The organism is Microbulbifer maximicatervae (SeqCode) (assembly GCF_052468155.1).
The window spans coordinates 3050880-3068600 of record NZ_CP174335.1; the positions used below are offsets into that span (position 1 = coordinate 3050880).

A 17721-nucleotide genomic window follows, 5' to 3' on the forward strand; every position below is an offset into this window, starting at 1 on the left:
CGGGACCAAAGTATTAATACCCATCCATCGTGTATGGGTAATTTTTCACAAGGCGCATCTATGCGATTGATTCGGTTGCTTAAGCATGACCTGGCCCGCGAGGCCGGAGATTGGGTTGAAGACGGTGTGATCAGTGAAGCTCAGGCTGAGCAGATCTGTGCCCGCTATGAAGTGGATTACCACCGGGCGCAAGAAAGAACACTTGGATATCGTATTTTGATTGGGTTGGCCTATCTCTTTATCGGGCTGGCGGTGATTACACTGATTGGGGCCAATTGGGAGGAAATCCCCAGAGCGCTGCGAATGGGGGGGCTGATCGCTTTGACCTTGGTGACCCAGGGAGTGGCGTTTAAGGTTTACCTGTCTGGAGATCGGAAAGCCGGAGAGGGCTTGTTCTTGTTGGGCAACCTGTTTTTTGGTGCGGCGATTATTTTGATCGCACAGGTATACCACTTGGGCGAGCATATGCCAGATGGTATTTTCTGGTGGGCACTGGGTAGTTTGCCATTTGCTTTAATTACCCGCAGCCCATGGATTGCAGAGCAGTCGTTGCTATTGGCTTTGCTTTGGTTCTTCCTGGAGTCGAGTTTAGGCTTTTACCCCGCCCTGTTCCCAATTTTCTTGCTGGGAGCCCTCTATATCCTGTTAAGTGGTCGTGCGAGCGTGATTCTCTTGCTGACCTTTATCTTTGGCTTAGGTTTTTGGCTGGAATTTTCCCTATCAGAATTTTGGCGTTTGCAGGATGGGAAATTTAGTGCGGATATTTATCCAGAGAACCTTGCTGTTGCAGTCTCGCTCTTTATCCTGATGTATTGCTTTGCCCATTGGTTGGCAACTCGCCCGTCGGCGGTAGCCAAGGACTACGCAGCAGTAATCTCTATTTGGTGCCTTCGGTTTACTTTAATTGGCTTACTGATTTTTAGCTTTGAATATCCCTGGGAGGAGATGATAGAAGCCCCCTGGAGTCACCTACCTTCTATGTGGGCGGTAGTGGGGACTATGTCTGCTGTGTCGATAGTGTTGGCGCTGCTGTCTCAGAGGTTGCTATTCGGACTGGGGTTGTGCGGTGTTTTTGCGGCAGTACTTGCGTTCGTAACGAATGCCAGCTCCAGTGACTACGCAGTTTGGTTACAAATTGTTACAAACTTTGCCCTGATTACCTGTGGAATCTGGTTGATCTTCAGGGGTATTCACGATGGTATCTCGCACTACTTCTTCCTCGGAGTTATGGCGGTCCTGTTGACGGCTCTGCTGCGCTATATTGACTTGATTGGCGACTATATAGGAGCTGCTCTCCTGTTTATTCTCTTCGCAGTTTTATTGCTGGCAGCAGCCAAGTATTGGAAATATCACCAGGCGGGGGGAAGTTTGCGATGAAACGTAGAGTTGTGATTGGCCTGGTTGCCGCCATTGGCGTGCAGTTTTTTATACTGTTAGGAATGTATATTAAGGCTCAAATGCCGCTGTGGACGGGCCAGCCTGTCTCAGTGAAAACTGTTCCTGTAGACCCGCGCTCATTGTTTCGGGGTAACTATGCCCAATTGAGTTACCCCTTTTCCACTTTAGATAAAGCCTTGTTTAAAGGGCAGGGACGACTGCGTCAGGGAGAGGTGGTTTATGTGGGCTTAGAAAAAGGGTCATCCGGATTGTATGAACGCGCCTCTGTCAGCCTTGAACAACCACAGGGCGGAGTTTTTATTCGAGGGCGGGTAGCAGGCCAGAATTTTTGGAATTCATCAGATAGCTACCGGATTCGCTACGGTATTGAAGCCTACTTTGCTCCGAAGGAAAAAGCCCTGGATCTGGAAAAACAACTGCGGGAGGGTGGCGTGGCCGAATTGATGATTTCTGCGGATGGGCGAGCGAGCTTGAAGGTTGTCAGAGGCTCAGGAAATCAATAGGCAAAGGGAAAAATCAGGAATGGAAGCGATTGGTCCGGCACGGCGCAGCCTGCCGGTTTTCTTTTTTTTAATGGATATTCAACTGGGCTGTCTATTGCTTGCAGCTCTGGGTCTCTACCTCGTGCCAATGGAAGTTTCATTTGTTGGTGATACGGTATGGCTGCAACTGCTGTTGGGATTGTTAGGCGCTATTGTCACATTTGCGGTAGTACTGACATTAGCTCGTTCTGAGACGCTATTTGGGAAAATGCTGCGGCTCCACTGTACTCAATTGACCCCTCTGTTTTCCAAGTTGTCCCCATCACAGATGGTATGGGTTGCTTTAGCTGCGGGTGTTTGTGAGGAGCTATTGTTTCGTGGTTTTCTACAGTCTTGGCTCTCCCAGCTCAGTACGCCATTCCTCGGTTTATTGGGTGCATCACTGATATTCGCATTACTGCACTGTGTTTCCTGGGTGTACTTCTTCCTTACCTTTATGATTGGGCTCATTTTAGGCATTTTCTACCAAATGTCCGGGGGCTTGGTGGGGGCGATTGTTTGGCATGCGGTATACGACCTTTTGGCAATTTTCGCCATAGTGCACTTTCCCCATTTGCTCGGATTAAAAAATCAAGTCTTAAAGCGAGGGTAAGTAGCCAGCTTTGGTCTGGAGACCTGCAGAGATGTTACGGAGTTACTCGCGGGCTCCTAGGGAGCCTCTGAATAACTCCATAATGCCTCTGCGGGCCTTGAAGGCTACAGATGTTAGGCGCAGCTCGCCGCGAATGGCTCGGTCCTTTGCAAGAGCTGCAACGCAGCAGCTGTGGCCTTCAAGGCCCGCCCTTCGGGGCTTGCAGAGCGATTCACACTCCGCGTTGCGACTTCTTGAAAGGTCTAGACATTCCTGCGAAGCCGCGCCTTGATTGTGAACCGCTCTGCAAGCCAGAGGTATCACGGAGTTATTCAGAGGCTCCCTAGATCACGGCAACGATCACCACTAGTACCAGGGAGGCCGTTAGGATAAAAGCAATAAGCGCTAAGAGTCCGTCTCGAGCTGCCAGCGACAGCCCAAAAATGGTGAGAGCGAGACCAGCAGTTGAGGCAGAGAAGGGGATTACTTCCATTATTGGCAGGGTCAATGCAATAAAAATGCAGGTTCCAGCAATAGCGTAGGTGCCATATCGGCGCACGATAAAATCCATCCGTGGCTGAATCCAGCGGTCGGCAAACCGGGCGGGCTTTTCCATCCAGTGCAGGGCATCCATCAGCTTCTCGCTGGATATGGAGCGGTTGATTAACCACTGTGGAAGCCAGATATAGTTGCGCTTCATCAGCAGTTGTAGGGCAAACAGTAGTAGCAATACGCCCATCGCGGTAGACATTCCGGGAATACCGCTCAGAGGGGAAAACAGGATCAACCCGATAAGGATAAGGAATGGGGCAAAGGATCGAAGCCCCACAGCCTCAATAACATGCTGGATGGAGATTTTCTCCTGCCCCTGACTTTTCTCCTCAATATCCTTCAGCAGCTGGCCCAGTCCTATGATTTCTTGTGTCATGGTTGGAATTAGTTGCTGTGTAGTTTCTTTGCAAGACAATCTACTGATAAGAGGGCTGGAAACCGGGTAGTCTCTACGAGCTATCCGGTTCCAGAGATATTGTCGAGCATAGCACTGTGACTGGCTTTTCGGCTAAAGTCAGGCAGTTTTTCAAAGGGGATAAGCTGTCTGACGTCAAACTAAACGGATAGAGATAGGCTGTTGGCGGAGGATTATGCCTGTCATCATTTTCTGTTAGATTATTGCTGATGGCGGGTGTGCTTATTTCGGCTGATTGAATTTCGGTGTGGTTTCTAGTTGGTACGGAATCCTAAGGCAGTCTATTTAGGTACTGAGCCACTCGACTACCTCGATAAACTACTAATAAAAAGGACGGTCACAAATGGATGCTGTTGACCAAACAAAAGGGAATCCACCAGTTTTTCTTTTATTAATTGGCACTCAGGTTGTTTGCTTGTTGCTGGCCCTTCTGGGCTTTTATCTGGCTTCACTCAAGGTAGTGATCATTGGTGATAGTGTAGGGTTGCAAGTAACAATTGGCATCATTGGTGCAATGGCTACCTACGGTGTGATGTTGTCGTTAACTCGCTCAGAAACGACCCTTGGCAAGTCAATGCGGCGTCAATCGATCGCCCTGATTCCGCTATTTTCACGATTGTCTTTCTTTCAGCTGCTGTTGATTTCTATTGTAGTCGGAATTTGTGAAGAGCTTTTGTTTCGGGGGTTTTTGCAGTCCTGGTTATCAGAACTTAGCTCGCCATTGTTGGGGTTATTAATTTCTGCAATTGCATTTGCGCTACTTCATTTCTCATCGTGGACCAATTTCTTTCTGACTTTGGGAATTGGTGTGGTTCTAGGAGTGGTTTACCAAGTGTCCGGAAGCTTATTTGGAGTGATAATCTGGCACGCAGTCTACGATGCAATTGTCCTTATTGTTTTGACTCAATATCCGCATTGGCTAGGGATTAAAGTAAAAGAATAACCGCAATATTCGGGAGCGATTTACTTGTTTTAAGCTCCCGAATTTAAGCTTTGGGGTTTAAGGAGCCTTCCAGATTCGCCGAGACATTACGGAATTATTCAGAGGCTCCTTAAGTATTGAATAACTCATCCAAACGCAGGGTCTCAACCCCTTTTCGTTCTTGTCGACTTAAATAAACCATTTTTTTGGCTACTTCACGCCCCTCAATGGGCCTATAACGTCTCAGCCCCGGCAGCATACAAATTACTGGTAGGAGGATGCCTCCGATTTTCTCACCGGGTCGGGCATTTGCACGATCTCCGAGGAGTAGGGAGGGTTGCAGTATACTGATACGCTTAAATGGAAGTTTCTTGATTTTCTCTTCCAGCTCACCCTTCATACGTAAGTAAGCACTGGCGCTATTGGCATTGGCTCCGCTGGATGAAACCAGTAAGTAATGGCTGACTCCTGCCGCCGCTGCCAATTGGGCCGCTTTGTATTGATATTCAACGTCAACCTTGTGCTGGGCGGCTAGGCTGCCGGCTTGCTTGCGAGTGGTTCCCAGGCAGGAAAATAGAGTATTTCCCTGAAAAAGAGGGGCAGCCTCCTCCAATCGATCAAAATCGACAATATGATTATGTATTTTTTGACTTGCAGTGGCTTTGGGGCGTCGAGTGAGGGTAAGTACTTCATCAAAGACTTCTTCACCAGCCAGTTGCTCTGTGAGATGGCCACCGATAAGGCCCGTAGCTCCGAGGATAATGGCTCTTTTGCTCATTGGAGGTCAATTTCCATTGGGTATATGTTCGCAAGGCTAATAGCGTACTTTAGCGCAAAGATGTCTATGTTTGTTAAAAGTTGCCAGCTGGAAAGGGTGTCTGGTGAGCAATGAATGCCGAAGCGTAATTAATTGAGGGAAATCTAACTCTGGGATTCCTCAGTAATACTGGAGGATACAAAAATTCTCTATCAGATTGTGGATGTTCAATAATTGTTCACTGTGCAGGTCCTTGCTGCATCTCATTGCGTCGCATGGGCATGCTGTCGATACGTTGGAAAATTTCGACGGCTGAGAATTTATTGGCTTTATACTTTACTTCCCCATCCTTTCCTATAAGAAGCACTTGCATTGCTGGTCCTTGCAGATATTTTTCCCGTACATTTTTAGCAAAATTGTCTGTGACTTTACCGGGGAAGTTAGTCTCAAGGGTGCCGTTAGAGAATAGGAACCATATCAAGTTTCTCTCTGCAAACTGCGGCGCTAACTTGAGTAATTCATTGATTGTGCTATTGGGATCTTCCGGGATATTCAGTAATAGTATGCGATTTTTCCACTGGAAGTCTTTTAGGTCGTTCACCGTAGACCCCTGGGCGAATGTAGAAAAAGTCAACAGAACCAAGACAAGCACAATGTACTTATGCATTTACTCATCTCATCTATTAGCGTGATCTTAGGGGGCTCAGCAGGCTATCCAATTACTAATTCAATTTTCCGGCGCTTGGATGTCCTTTAAGCATAAGATATGAGCTGCCAGTTACAAGGCAGATGATGATCAGTATCGACAGTGAAAACTGACTAGTCAAAATGCGTGTAAATGAGCGAGTGGTCTAGGCTCTAGGCGGGAGTATTAAAAATATATCGCAAGCTAATTAGGTTCTGAAGGATTACCTGAGCGGCTCGGGTGTCGAGTGAATTACGCAGTATGGCTAAACAGAGCGGCAAAATTACACGAGATCAGTACTTGGGGTTGGCTGCATTAGTTCTCGCCGCCTTCCTTATTAGTAATGACTATACCGCTTTTGCCCCCGCACTACCTGCCATCGAAAGAGAATTCAATGCAGACATAACTAGCTCCCAGTGGATCATTAACGGCTACGCCTTGGTTTTTGGTGTTTTCATCATAACCGGTGGCCGCTTGGCGGATATCTATGGCCGCCGCAGAGTATTTATGATTGGAGCGGGAATATTCGTTTTCTTTGCCGTGCTGGGTGGCTTGGCAATGGATATGTGGATGTTATTGATATCCCGCGCATTAATGGGAGTGGGTGCGGCATTGATGTGGCCGTCCACTTTGGCAATGACTTTTAACTTGTTGACCTATGAAAGGTCAGGGTTGGCGGGTGGTATCCTGATGGCCACCTGTGGGTTAGCGAATGCAGCTGGACCAGTTTTGGGTGGGGTGCTCGCAGATTTTTTCAGTTGGCGATGGATTTTCTTCGTTAATATTCTCCTCACTCTGGCAACAATGCTGGCTTGCTGGTGGGCAGTACCCCCCGATAAACCTCGTGACACCGAGGAAAAAATAGACTTCTTCGGTGTGCTACTACTGTGCACCTCGCTATTTTGTTTGCTTTTTGCACTGGATGTCTCCGCGGAAATTGGTTTCAAGCATCCTGTGGTTATCAGCCTGATCGTTGTGTTTCTGGTGTTGCTCTGCCTGTTTACCATCGTGGAGTATCGAGTTGGTAAAGATGCCCTGATTCCCCCTGATATTGCAAAGAACCGGAAGTTCCTAGCGGTAGGTGTTACGACACTTCTAATCTCCGTAGTATTCCTATCGGCAATTCTCTATGTCCCCCAATTTTTGGCGAATTTTCGTGGTTACTCAGCATTTCAGGCCGGTTTATCTTTGGTCCCTTTAATGGTTGTATCGGGGCTGGTTGCTATTATCTCCGGCCGCCTCTATGAGCTAGCTGGACCAAAATTACTCGTCTCATTAGGTATTTTGGGGATGAGTGTTGGAATGTTCATGCTTTCGAACCTGACTTCGGACACGGGTTTTTTAGATATGTGTCCGGGCTTGGTCGTGTTGGGAGTGGGTATTGGGCTGTTCAATCCATCCAGTACGACCGCGGGTATTACTGTGGTGGAACCTCACCGTGCCAGCTTGGCAGGCGCAATCCTCTATATGTTTAAAATTGGTGGGGGTGCGGTTGGTTTGGGTATGAATGCTACAATCATCGCCTTCGCTCCAGATATACCTACGGGTATAGATAGAGCTTTTACAGTAAATGCCTACCTAGCTTTGGTTGGCCTGATTGTTTGTATGTTCTTTGTGATCGGTAGGCCAGAGAGCCAAAGCGGAGAGCTTTCTTGATCGCAAGTGAAGTGCGTCTCATTTCTTTTGTGTCGTAGATCTCTTTTATCTAATTGAAGTGCTTTTTTCAAAATTTATCCATTCTTTGAGTTTTTGTGAGATTTGAATTTCCTCACATCTGATTAGCCCTCTATTCAATACAATGCCGCAGCTCAAGGCCCTGTTGTGCCTGAGTTTATTGTGGTCCTGTTCCAGGTTCTCTGGCAGGAATTGATAGTTTAGGGTTGGGTCGGAGGTAGGCCACATGTTCAGAATTCTTCAGATTGTACTTTTCTTTCTGTTGGCCAGTACTGGGCATGCTCAGACTATTGATAGAGATGATATCCGTGGCCTGGATGAGCAGATCCAGGATGTTAAGAAAGATGTAATTGATCTCACTGCTGAGTTGTCACAGTTGGAGGAAAAGCTCTTATTCCCCTCTAATACGCAAGTAGCTCTTTTTGTCTCGGTGGCTGATGAAAAGCCCTTCGAGCTGGAATCGGTTGAGGTCACATTGAATGGCAAATTAGTTGCCCATCATCTCTATACCTACCGGGAAATTGAGTCCCTGCAAAAAGGTGGGGTACAAAAAATATACACTGGCAATGTGCAAGTGGGTGGGCATCCATTAGAGGTTAGTTTTCTCGGTAAAACCCCATCAGGAAAAGAGTATCGGGCTACAGCTTCCTACACCGTGGAGAAAGCAGTGGGTCCTAAATTTGTCGAGATTAAGGTTCTGGGAACCGAGTCCACGATAAACTTCAAGGACTGGTAATCATGCTCAGGTCCCTGGTAAATGTGTTGTCCTGTCAAACCAGGATGATGCTTGGTGCTCTATCCCTTTGTTCTTTGGCTGCTCTCCCCGCTGCAGCGGCGACTGAACCGCAGGAAGAACTTAAAGACCTGTTTTTCGGTGCGGCAATGTTTCATGCCCATCAGGAAAGTTATTTTGATGCGATTGTGGCACTGGACACAGAACTTGCTCAGTATCACCGCTTAGATCAGCCCGAACTCGATCCTTTCAGTGCGCACTTGGGGCAAGCTGAGTTTTCGGTGGGTGACTTGGAATTGTCCTATCGAATGCACAGGGAGGCTGGGCGGGCTATTGAGGCTGTACTGCAGGGAAATGTTTCCCAGCCGGTGCGCAATGAAGCCGCGTATCGACTGGCAAAAATTCACTATCACAAACAACAGCCGCGCAACGCCTTACATGCTCTGGAAATGATTGACGGGCGGGTTCCCGAGAGGGTCCGTGCAGATGAGCAGTTTTTGCGTGCTCGAGTCTATATGCAGCTTGGTCGATTTGAGGAGGCCGTAGAACTGCTGCAAGACCTGAAGGGTGAAGAGTCATTAGAGGGCTTTGTTTCCTTCAATTTGGGTATTGCCCAACTGAAGGCGGGAGAAGAGGAACGCGGTGTTCTGGAGTTGGCTGCGCTTGGAAGAAAGCGCAGTTCAGAGGCAGCCCTGCAGGCCCTTTACGATAAAACCAACCTCTTATTGGGCTCCCATTTAATGGAGCTGGGCAGGCTGGATATGGCGCGCCCCTATTTTGATCGTGTAAACCTCGATGGCCCTTTTTCAAATAGGGCGCTGCTGGGTGCTGGCTGGGTAGAGGCCCGCGCGGGTCGCTATGACCGGGCACTGGTGCCCTGGAAACTGTTGCAAGACCGCAAAGGCACCAGTGAGCCAGTGCAAGAGGTCATGTTGGCGGTGCCCTATGCCTATGGAAAATTGGATGTCCACAGTACCGCTGCAATTAACTACGGCCGCGCATTAGACGCGTTCGGGCGCGAGATTGATACCCTCACTCAGTCTATTCATAGTATTCGCAAAGGTAAGTTCCTTGAGGCGTTGCGTCGTAAAGAGGCTACCCAGGTACAGAACTGGGTAGTGGCCTTGCGCAATTTACCGGAAGCCCCCGAAACGCATTACTTACTCGACCTGATGGCGTCCAATGACTATCAGGAATTTCTACGCAACTATCGCGACCTCAACGATTTATATGAGCGCAATGAGGAGTGGCTAAAAAGCCTCACAGCCTACGAAGATATTATTCGTATTCGCCGCAACTATTACGAGCCCCTGTTGCCGGAGCTGGACAGGCAATTCCGGGAACTCGACGCCCGTATCAAACTGCGGATGGAGCAGCGCGATCAGTTTGCCAGTCGTATAGAGCAGATGCTGATCTCCCGCCGCCCAGAATACCTGGCAACGGCCGAAGAGCAGGAAGCGCGATTGAAGCTCCTGGAACTTAGCGGAAAAATTGCTGAGCATCCCCAGGGCTTTACTGAAACTACTTTGGAGCGGGTACAGCGGCTCAAAGGTGTTTTGGACCTGCGTCTTTCCTTTGAGTACGACCAGCGTTTGACCGAGGCCTACAAACACCTTGCGGAATTAAACCAGGAGATCGAAAGTCTCAAGTCTGTTTACGATTCCTTTGTGCGCAGTCGCCAGGCGGCAACTCACAGCTATACCGGTTACGACCGCGATATTACTCGTTTGCGCGCGCGTATCCAGCAAACCCAACGGCGACTGAAAACCCTGATGGCGCGCCAGGGCACCATGCTTGAGGCATTGGCTATTGCCGAGTTAGAACGCCGTCGCGCACAGTTGGAGAGTTATCAAATTAAAGCCCGCTTTGCCCTGGCAGACAGCTACGACCGCGCTAATGAGCTGCAGGAGCAGCGTGAAGATGAATTTAAGGTAGAGCAGCACAAGGCACTGTTGGAAGAGCAAATCCCTGAGGAGAATCCAGCGGAGATGGAGCCGGTGGAGGAAGAAGAATCAGCAGAGGGAGGTGATTCGTGAGTAAGTTGCTCAAATCTAAATCTCAAGCTGGTAAATCTCTCAATCGCGCCGTCGGTCTTCTCTCTGCACTTATAGTGCTAGGGGGTTGTGCGGGAAACAGCGGCAAGACCATCGGCAGCCTCCAAAATGTCGAAGTAGAAATTAAGGAAGAGCATATTGATGGCAGCCTGGAGAAGGCACTGGCCAGCTACCAGAAGTACTTGCAGGAAACCCCTGAATCCAAGCTGACCCCCGAGGCGATGCGCAGGATTGCCGACCTGAAAATCAAGCAGGCACACCGCGCTGAAGATGCAGAATTCGATAACCTTGCTGGAGTAGCTGCTGGAAGCGGGGCGGTGATCTCTGTCGATGCGTCAGAAGCTATGGCTGAAAATACCCTGGATGCTCCAGAGACGGCAGCGCCGGTGGCGAAGGTTGAGCCGGTAGTGGCTGAGGCGCAGGCCCCTGGGGTTGTCGAGTCTGATGAGGAGTTTGAAACCCGGGCTAGTGGCAGCATAGAAATAGCTGCAGATGATACTCCGCTTGAAGCGCCGGGCGTTGATTCTGAGGAAATGATGTCAGCCAATGCCCGCGAGGCCATCAATCTCTATATTAAATTACTGCAAAAATATCCCCTGTATCACCGCAACGACCAGGTGATGTATCAGTTATCCCGAGCTTATGAAGAGGCGGGAGAGATTGATGCAGCGGTGGATGTATTGCGTCAGCTGGTGGCTAACTATCCGGATTCGCGACATATCGATGAATCCTGGTTCCGGCTGGGCGAATACTATTTTACCCGCAAGAAGTTTCTCGATGCGGAAGAGTCCTACGGAAAAGTTATCGATATTGGTGTGATATCCAGTTTTTACGAGCTTGCCCTGTATAAACGCGGTTGGGCGCTGTTTAAGCAGGATATGTATGAAATGGCTCTGGATGACTATATCGCCATGCTGGATTACAAAGTCTCCCAGGGATATGACTTCGACCAGCAAAACAATAAGGGCGAGCGCAAGCATATTGACGATACTTTCCGTGTGGTCAGCTTGAGCTTTTCTTACCTGGAAGGCCCTGATTCGGTTGTCGATTACTTCTCCCGCAAGGGTAATAGAGATTACGAATTCCGGGTATACAGCCAGCTGGGTGAATATTATTTGGAGAAGCGTCGCTACCAGGATGCGGCAAAATCCTATATTGCGTTTGTTGATCGAAACCAGTTACACAGAGTATCTGCGGATTTCTCAATTCGTGTTATTGAGATCTACAGTAAAGGCGGCTTCCCCAAACTGGTGCTGGAAGCGAAGAAGGATTTCGCCACTACTTATGCACTTAATGCCGATTACTGGACTGTCTTCGATATTAATGAATACGGAGAGGTGGTTGCCTTCCTGCAGACCAACCTGGTCGACCTCGCCGGGCACTACCATGCGGCTTACCAGAATAAGAAGTTAAAAGACAAGAAGGCCGAGAATTATCGCGAGGCGATTCACTGGTATCGAAGCTATCTCGATTCCTTCCGGGAAACTGAGCGCGCACCGGAAATCAATTATCAGCTTGCCGGATTGATGTTGGAAAACCGGGATTTTCATGGTGCAGCTCTGGAGTATGAGCGCACGGCCTATGAATATCCTGCGCACAAGGATTCCAGCGAAGCAGGCTACGCAGCGGTTTACGCTTATCGCGAACATCTGGCCAATAACTTAAAAGATGCAACGGATGAGCAGCGTGCACCACTATTGCGGGAAATTATCCGTTCATCGCTGACATTTGCAGCCACATTCCCTGAGCATGCCAAAGCCCCTCAGATCATGCTCGGCGCGGTGGAGGATCTTTACGGGTTAAAAGACTATGCCCCGACGATCGCCAATGGCCGTTCACTGTTGGAGCAGTTCCCCACTGCGGAGCAGGAGATTAGACGTTCTGCCTGGCTGCTGGTGGCTCACGCTTCTTTCGATACTGCGGCCTTTGCGGATGCAGAAACCGCTTACGGTGAAACTTTGATGCTGACTGCCCAGGATGCAAAGGATAGGGCGGGACTGGTAGATAACCTGGCTGCTTCTATCTACCAGCAGGGTGATATGGCCCGTAAGCAGGAGGATCATGCAACCGCAGCGAGCCATTTCCTGCGTATTCGAGGCGCTGCACCCGGTGCGACCATTTTGGCTACGGCGGAGTACGATGCTGCCGCATCATTGATCGTGCTTAAGGATTGGGTACAAGCGGCAACGGTATTAAATAACTTCCGCAGTCACTTCCCGGAGCATGAGCTGGCAAAAGATGTCACCAAGAAGTTGGCAGTGGTTTACCAGGAGAGCGGTGAGCTGTTGTTGGCAGCTGCGGAATTTGAGCGTATTGAGCGGGAATCCGAGGACGATGAAATACGCCGTGAGGCCTTAACCCAGGCGGCAGATCTTTATGCAGCGGCAGAAGATAGCGCTAAAGCGCTGTCTGTTTTGCGTCGCTACGTCGATTATTTCCCCGAACCCATGGAGCCGGCGCTGGAGACCCGCCAGAAAATTGCCGATATCTACAAAGTGTCCGGGAGTCAAAAGCTTTATATGGCAGAGCTTCGTGAACTGGTGAAAGTTGAGTCCCGCGGTGGTTCCCAGCGCAGCGACCGCACCCGTTATCTCGCAGGTAATGCGGCCCTGCTATTGGCTGAACCCAATTTTGAGGCTTTCACCCAGGTGGATTTGGTTACGCCTATCGAGAAAAGCCTCAACCTCAAGCGCAAGCGTATGAAAGCAGCCACCCGTGCATTTACTGACCTGATTGATTATCAGGTGGCTGATGTGACCGCTGCGGCAACCTTTTACCTGGCTGAAATTTATCTCCACTTTAGCGTGGCCCTGAAGGACTCTGAACGTCCAACCAACCTGAATGCCCTGGAGCTGGAAGAGTATGAGTTGGCATTGGAGGAGCAGATTTATCCCTTCGAGGAAAAAGCCATTTCTGTTCACCAGAAGAATGTCGAGTTGCTGGGCGTCGGTATTTATAACCCCTGGATTGATAAAAGTATTGGCAAGCTTGCCAATTTAATGCCCGCTCGCTATGCACGGGCGGAAGAGGCTGGTGAGTATCTCCAGACTATTGTACCCCTGCCGCCAGAGCCGGAATTGCCCTCAGCGGGATCAGCAGTTTCGGGTCAGTAATAACAGGCATTTGCCTTTTGGAGTGGAAAGTTATGCAAAAACAAATGCGTTTGTTTTTTCTGGTGGGCTTAGCCTTGTTGTTAGCAGCTTGCGCCAGCACCCAAACCAAGTCTGGAAAAATCTCTGATTATTCTTCGGTGCGGGTATCGGGCAGTGTGAGTCGGGACTTTGAGCGATCCCTGGAATATCTTGCCGAGCAGGATTATGCGAGTGCTATTGAACTTCTGCAGTCAGTGGTGGAGCGCGAGCAGCGCCTTCCGGCACCCTATATCAATCTGGGTATTGCCCACTACAAAAGTGGCAATGAGGCAAAAGCGGAAGAGGCTTTTTTAAAGGCATTGGCGCTGGACGAAAAGCATCCGGTGGCAACTAATGAACTGGCCGTTCTCTACCGAAAGCAAGGGCGCTTTGCCGAGGCGCGAAAAATATATGTGAATGCTTTGGCAGAAAATCCAGAATATCTACCTTTGATAAAAAATCTGGGCATATTGTGTGATCTGTATCTGCAAGATCTCCAGTGTGCTCTGGCACAATTCGAACAATATGTTCAATTGGAGCCAGAGGACCGGGATGTCACTATCTGGTTAGCTGATATTCAACGGAGGGCTGGTAAATGATTAAACTTCGTTGGGCTTTGCCATTCGTGGCCAGCTTTATGGTTTTTCCTTATGCCTTGGCTCAGTCTGAGGGAGAGGAGAAAAAAGAATCCACCGATAAAAAGGTGGATTCAAAAATTAAGGAGTTATCGGGTATTTCTATTATCGGTAACAAGGAAGCCCCTAAGTCTCTCTATATTGTCCCCTGGAAAAGTTCCGAAGTGGGTGTCGAAAGCGACCTTGTCTCCAGTTTGATGGACGACAAACTCAAACCGCTCGACAAGGAAGTTTTCATGCGTGAGTTGGAGTTCTATCAACTCAGCCTGTCCGGCGATTAACGCCATATTGATTCTGGCTGTCGCCGGATTAGCACCAAGTTTTAGCTGTATTTCTCAAGAGGGTTTGTAATGGACTTTTTCAATAACGTCATCGAGTTTTTCCAGACGGGCGGTACTTTCATGTACCCGATTCTCGTGGTTGCCGCACTGGGTGGTGCTGTGGCTATCGAGCGTTTTATCCGCCTGCATTTGGAGCGCCGCAGCAACCGCAATATGTGGGATAAGCTGCAGCCGGTATTAGCTTCAGGAGACTTCGATCGCGCTCGCAACCTGGTAAAACAGGATGAGTCCAGTGTGAGCAAATTACTGTCTATGGGGCTGGCCCGGCAGGGGGCTGTTCGCCGTCGTGAAGATATCGAAATCGCGATGGAAGAGAGCATGATGGAGATCACTCCACAGCTGGAAAAGCGCACCCCTTACGTAGCTTTGTTTTCCAATATCGCAACTTTGCTGGGGCTTCTGGGAACCATTATGGGTCTGATCGAGGCCTTTACCGCGGTAGCCAATGCCAACCCGGCAGAAAAAGCGGACCTGCTCTCCGCCAGTATTTCCGTGGCGATGAACACCACCGCCTTTGGTCTGATGACTGGTATTCCATTGTTGATCGTTCACGCACTGCTGAACTCACTCACCGGTGAAATTATCGACAGCCTGGAAATGGTCTCTGTAAAAGCATCCAACCTGATTGATGGTGCAACCCGTCGTCGCTTTGAAGTGGAGCCCACAAAATCCAAGCCGTCTAGTGAAAAAACTGCTCCAGCTAAAACCAGTCCAGTAGCACAGCAAGCGGAAACTGCGTAATGAGAAGGCGGCGCCACGGGCGGGATAAAGAAGCTCCTGAGCTGGATATCACCGCTTTCTTGAATTTGATGGTGGTATTGGTGCCTTTTCTATTGGTATCGGCGGTATTTTCGCGGGTGACAATTCTCGAACTGAATATGCCGAGTGGTGCCGGTGGTGGGGCACCGGATGATCCCACGGTTACGGTGGAGGTAGTTGTGCGAGAGCAGGCCGTGGAAATCAGTGATGGTGAAAAGGTTATCGCTCGCTTCCCCAACTTGAACATCGATGGTGAGGGTGAAAATGCTCCGGTTGAAGCCCCCGTTGGGGCAGATACCGAGCAGGCTGAGGCTCTCGCTGTGCTGCCCACAGCAGAGGTGTATGACCTTAAAAAGCTTACTCAGTTTTTGTTGGAAGTTAAGGCCAGTTATCCGGATAAAACCGATTCCATCATCCTGATGGAGCCCACAATCGCCTATGAGCATTTAGTGGGCATTATGGATACTGTGCGAGGAGCTGAAGTGCGGGTTGAGGGGAGTGATCCCAGTGACCTGGAAGCGGTGGAAAAGGTGGTTTTATTTCCTGATATTTCCATAGGAGATGCGCCGTGAGAAATGAAAGCCGACGCATGAAGCGTATGGCGCGAAGCCATAAGCGCAAGAAAACTTCAGGCATGAACCTGACTTCCCTGATGGATGTTTTTACGATCCTGGTATTTTTCCTGCTGACTAATACCTCCAGCAATGAAGCGCTTGAGCCCCCCAAGGTGATTACCTTGCCGGACTCAGTGGTGGAGACCAAGCCCCGGGAGACGGTGACCCTGATGGTGACCAATGATGAAATCCTGGTGGAGTCCAACTCGGTAATTGCCACCTCCGAAGTGTTGGAAAGTGAGGAAACCATTATTGCGGCCATTAAGGAAGCGATGGTTGCGGAGCTGGCCAAGGCAATTGGTGTTGCCCAGGCCTCGGAAGATTCAGGTGAGGGTGATGTCGAGGGGGGGCAGGATCCAGAACCACCGGAGGTCAATATTCTCGCGGACAGAGGCATTCCGTTCAGTTTGCTGAAAAAGGTGATGTCCAGCTGTACAGACGCTGGCTATACCAAAGTTTCACTGGCGGTTATTCAGAAAGCATCTCAGGGTTAATGGAAGTTTGTGAGTAATTTTCTTCAACAACAGCGGGCGGTAGGTGAGGCGCTTGAGGCGGTTCACCATCGCATGCAGCTGCTCGAGGATGAGCGGCACCAGATCGAAGAGAAGCTGGCTGAATTACAGGACCAGGGGTCCAAGTACCAGTTGCTCGACGAAATTTCCGAACGCCTGCGCAAGCTTGAAGAAGCGGGCGCGGGAGAAATGTTCTGGGCGGAAGATTATCGGGAGAATGCTTCTGCGCAGGTTATCGAGCGGATCGGGCAGTCGACGCGCAGTTTCAATCAGAGCCTGGAGCAGCTGCGCGATGAGCGCAGTGCTTTGCAGAACAGCATAAGCGAGTGCCAGGAAGAGGTATTTACGCTGGATGAGCGCGCGGATGAGCTGCGCCGCGAGGAGGAAGAGTCAAAGTTCGAGTTCGAGATAACACGGGAATTCGAGCAGCCCAAGTTCCGCCCTATGGTGATGCCATGGCACAAGCAAGGCGAGGACGAAAAGCGTTTTCGCCGCTGTGTTTTTGCCTCACTGTTTATCGCCGCCTTGCTGGGCTACCTGATTCCTCTGTATACGGTGCCCCAGCCCGAGTCTCAAATAGTGGAAATTCCCGAGCGCCTGGCCAAGCTGGTTATTGAGAAGAAAACCAAGCCCAAGCCACCGCCGGAGCCAGAAAAAGCCAAGCCTAAGAAAGAGGAGAAAAAACCGGAGAAGAAGCCTGAGCAGAAGGTAGCCAAGCAGGACCCGAAACCCTCCAAGGCGGAGAAAAAGCAGGCGCGTAAAAAAGCTGAGCGATCCGGTGTTCTCGCCTTTAAGGATAACTTCCAGGACCTGATACAAGATGATCTGGATAACCGCCTCGGCCAGCAAACCCAGCTGAGCACAGCCGGTAAAAAAGAGAACCGCAGTCAGCGCTCACTGATCATCGCAGCATCTACCGCGGGAAGTGGTGGTATCAATACGGCAGAGTTGAGTCGCAATGTGGGTGGATCTGGTTCGGACTTGGGTGGCGTTGCCTTTGCTCGAGTGGAAAGTTCTATCGGTACTGAAGGTGACTTTGCCGGCGAGGACCGTCCTCTCAGTGATGGTGCTGGACCGTCGCGGACAGATGAGGAAATCCAGATTGTTTTCGATCGCTACAAAGCCACCTTGTATCGTATCTACAATCGTGAGCTTCGTAATAATCCCGCGCTGCAAGGTAAGATGGTGTTGAAGATTACTATTGAACCCAGCGGATCGGTTTCTGCCGTGAGTGTAGATTCTAGTGATGTGGATTCGCCGTCGCTCAATGCAAAAATTGTGGCTAGGGTCAAACGATTTAACTTTGGTGAAAAGGCCGGAGTGCCGACCATTACCATTCTTTATCCGATTGACTTCTTCCCGCCAACCTAGGCTGATAGTTGGCCGGAGCCCACTGAATAGTGGGCTCCGGTCGTTTCAAACTGAT

At 49.7% G+C, this 17721-nt stretch carries 17 protein-coding genes; 14 read left to right on the forward strand and 3 right to left on the reverse strand.

The genetic code is table 11. The features are described from left to right. The first annotated feature begins 60 nt into the window (after positions 1-60). The 3 genes from ACJJIY_RS13230 to ACJJIY_RS13240 are packed head-to-tail and all read left to right on the forward strand — an operon-like array spanning position 61 to position 2532. On the forward strand, positions 61-1377 hold the full coding sequence (locus tag ACJJIY_RS13230) for a DUF2157 domain-containing protein (protein ID WP_444897826.1): 1317 nt from the start codon (positions 61-63) through the stop codon (positions 1375-1377). Next, on the forward strand, positions 1374-1901 hold the full coding sequence (locus ACJJIY_RS13235; protein WP_444897825.1) for a GDYXXLXY domain-containing protein: 528 nt from the start codon (positions 1374-1376) through the stop codon (positions 1899-1901). The genes ACJJIY_RS13230 and ACJJIY_RS13235 overlap by 4 nt, the downstream gene beginning before the upstream one ends. Before the next feature lie 19 nt (positions 1902-1920). Beyond that, entirely contained in the window at positions 1921-2532 is a 612-nt protein-coding gene (locus ACJJIY_RS13240) for a CPBP family intramembrane glutamic endopeptidase (RefSeq protein ID WP_444897824.1), read from the forward strand. Positions 2533-2854: 322 nt separating this feature from the next. Here the strand turns inward: ACJJIY_RS13240 and ACJJIY_RS13245 are convergent, their stop codons facing one another. After that, complete coding sequence (locus tag ACJJIY_RS13245; protein WP_282932146.1) at positions 2855-3439, reverse strand: exopolysaccharide biosynthesis protein; 585 nt, start codon at positions 3437-3439, stop codon at positions 2855-2857. Between the two features lie 382 nt (positions 3440-3821). On the opposite strand from ACJJIY_RS13245, the gene ACJJIY_RS13250 reads away from it, so the two are divergent. Continuing rightward, positions 3822-4421 (forward strand): CPBP family intramembrane glutamic endopeptidase, encoded by a 600-nt coding sequence (locus tag ACJJIY_RS13250; RefSeq protein ID WP_445358058.1) that lies wholly within the window; start codon positions 3822-3824, stop codon positions 4419-4421. A 109-nt stretch (positions 4422-4530) separates the two neighbouring features. Here the strand turns inward: ACJJIY_RS13250 and ACJJIY_RS13255 are convergent, their stop codons facing one another. Continuing rightward, a complete protein-coding gene (locus ACJJIY_RS13255; protein ID WP_445358059.1) occupies positions 4531-5178 on the reverse strand; it encodes an NAD(P)H-binding protein in 648 nt (215 codons plus the stop codon). A gap of 217 nt (positions 5179-5395) precedes the next feature. After that, positions 5396-5824 (reverse strand): DUF4174 domain-containing protein, encoded by a 429-nt coding sequence (locus ACJJIY_RS13260; protein WP_445358060.1) that lies wholly within the window; start codon positions 5822-5824, stop codon positions 5396-5398. 258 nt (positions 5825-6082) lie between these two features. Here ACJJIY_RS13260 and ACJJIY_RS13265 point away from each other — a divergent pair, with 258 nt between their 5' ends. From ACJJIY_RS13265 to ACJJIY_RS13310, 10 genes are all read left to right on the forward strand, one after another. After that, positions 6083-7498 (forward strand): MFS transporter, encoded by a 1416-nt coding sequence (locus ACJJIY_RS13265; protein ID WP_445358061.1) that lies wholly within the window; start codon positions 6083-6085, stop codon positions 7496-7498. A 244-nt stretch (positions 7499-7742) separates the two neighbouring features. Next, positions 7743-8252, forward strand: coding sequence for a hypothetical protein (locus ACJJIY_RS13270; protein ID WP_282932151.1), 510 nt, complete (start codon positions 7743-7745; stop codon positions 8250-8252). 2 nt (positions 8253-8254) lie between these two features. Next, positions 8255-10285 (forward strand): tetratricopeptide repeat protein, encoded by a 2031-nt coding sequence (locus ACJJIY_RS13275; RefSeq protein WP_445358062.1) that lies wholly within the window; start codon positions 8255-8257, stop codon positions 10283-10285. After that, entirely contained in the window at positions 10282-13416 is a 3135-nt protein-coding gene (locus ACJJIY_RS13280; RefSeq protein ID WP_445358063.1) for a tetratricopeptide repeat protein, read from the forward strand. Before ACJJIY_RS13275 ends, ACJJIY_RS13280 begins: the two co-directional genes overlap by 4 nt. Before the next feature lie 32 nt (positions 13417-13448). Continuing rightward, the gene (locus ACJJIY_RS13285) at positions 13449-14033 is read left to right on the forward strand and encodes a tetratricopeptide repeat protein (RefSeq protein WP_413662567.1); all 585 of its coding nucleotides are present in this window, start codon (positions 13449-13451) and stop codon (positions 14031-14033) included. Continuing rightward, on the forward strand, positions 14030-14350 hold the full coding sequence (locus ACJJIY_RS13290; protein ID WP_238152012.1) for a hypothetical protein: 321 nt from the start codon (positions 14030-14032) through the stop codon (positions 14348-14350). Before ACJJIY_RS13285 ends, ACJJIY_RS13290 begins: the two co-directional genes overlap by 4 nt. 69 nt (positions 14351-14419) lie before the next feature. Continuing rightward, entirely contained in the window at positions 14420-15151 is a 732-nt protein-coding gene (locus ACJJIY_RS13295) for a MotA/TolQ/ExbB proton channel family protein (protein WP_444933688.1), read from the forward strand. Beyond that, positions 15151-15741, forward strand: a complete 591-nt coding sequence (locus ACJJIY_RS13300; protein ID WP_444933687.1) for an ExbD/TolR family protein — start codon at positions 15151-15153, stop codon at positions 15739-15741. The genes ACJJIY_RS13295 and ACJJIY_RS13300 overlap by 1 nt, the downstream gene beginning before the upstream one ends. After that, positions 15738-16277 (forward strand): ExbD/TolR family protein, encoded by a 540-nt coding sequence (locus tag ACJJIY_RS13305; protein WP_444925357.1) that lies wholly within the window; start codon positions 15738-15740, stop codon positions 16275-16277. The genes ACJJIY_RS13300 and ACJJIY_RS13305 overlap by 4 nt, the downstream gene beginning before the upstream one ends. A gap of 9 nt (positions 16278-16286) precedes the next feature. Then, the gene (locus ACJJIY_RS13310) at positions 16287-17666 is read left to right on the forward strand and encodes an AgmX/PglI C-terminal domain-containing protein (RefSeq protein WP_444925356.1); all 1380 of its coding nucleotides are present in this window, start codon (positions 16287-16289) and stop codon (positions 17664-17666) included. Positions 17667-17721: the final 55 nt, after the last annotated feature.

Excerpts from the sequence above, each read along its gene's own strand:
- ACJJIY_RS13285 (WP_413662567.1), top strand. The coding sequence starts at position 13,449 with ATGCAAAAACAAATGCGTTTGTTTTTTCTGGTGGGCTTAGCCTTGTTG.
- ACJJIY_RS13290 (WP_238152012.1), top strand. The coding sequence starts at position 14,030 with ATGATTAAACTTCGTTGGGCTTTGCCATTCGTGGCCAGCTTTATGGTT.
- ACJJIY_RS13270 (WP_282932151.1), top strand. The coding sequence starts at position 7,743 with ATGTTCAGAATTCTTCAGATTGTACTTTTCTTTCTGTTGGCCAGTACT.
- ACJJIY_RS13235 (WP_444897825.1), top strand. The coding sequence starts at position 1,374 with ATGAAACGTAGAGTTGTGATTGGCCTGGTTGCCGCCATTGGCGTGCAG.
- ACJJIY_RS13260 (WP_445358060.1), bottom strand. The coding sequence starts at position 5,824 with ATGCATAAGTACATTGTGCTTGTCTTGGTTCTGTTGACTTTTTCTACA.
- ACJJIY_RS13295 (WP_444933688.1), top strand. The coding sequence starts at position 14,420 with ATGGACTTTTTCAATAACGTCATCGAGTTTTTCCAGACGGGCGGTACT.
- ACJJIY_RS13230 (WP_444897826.1), top strand. The coding sequence starts at position 61 with ATGCGATTGATTCGGTTGCTTAAGCATGACCTGGCCCGCGAGGCCGGA.
- ACJJIY_RS13250 (WP_445358058.1), top strand. The coding sequence starts at position 3,822 with ATGGATGCTGTTGACCAAACAAAAGGGAATCCACCAGTTTTTCTTTTA.
- ACJJIY_RS13300 (WP_444933687.1), top strand. The coding sequence starts at position 15,151 with ATGAGAAGGCGGCGCCACGGGCGGGATAAAGAAGCTCCTGAGCTGGAT.
- ACJJIY_RS13240 (WP_444897824.1), top strand. The coding sequence starts at position 1,921 with ATGGAAGCGATTGGTCCGGCACGGCGCAGCCTGCCGGTTTTCTTTTTT.
- ACJJIY_RS13255 (WP_445358059.1), bottom strand. The coding sequence starts at position 5,178 with ATGAGCAAAAGAGCCATTATCCTCGGAGCTACGGGCCTTATCGGTGGC.
- ACJJIY_RS13275 (WP_445358062.1), top strand. The coding sequence starts at position 8,255 with ATGCTCAGGTCCCTGGTAAATGTGTTGTCCTGTCAAACCAGGATGATG.
- ACJJIY_RS13245 (WP_282932146.1), bottom strand. The coding sequence starts at position 3,439 with ATGACACAAGAAATCATAGGACTGGGCCAGCTGCTGAAGGATATTGAG.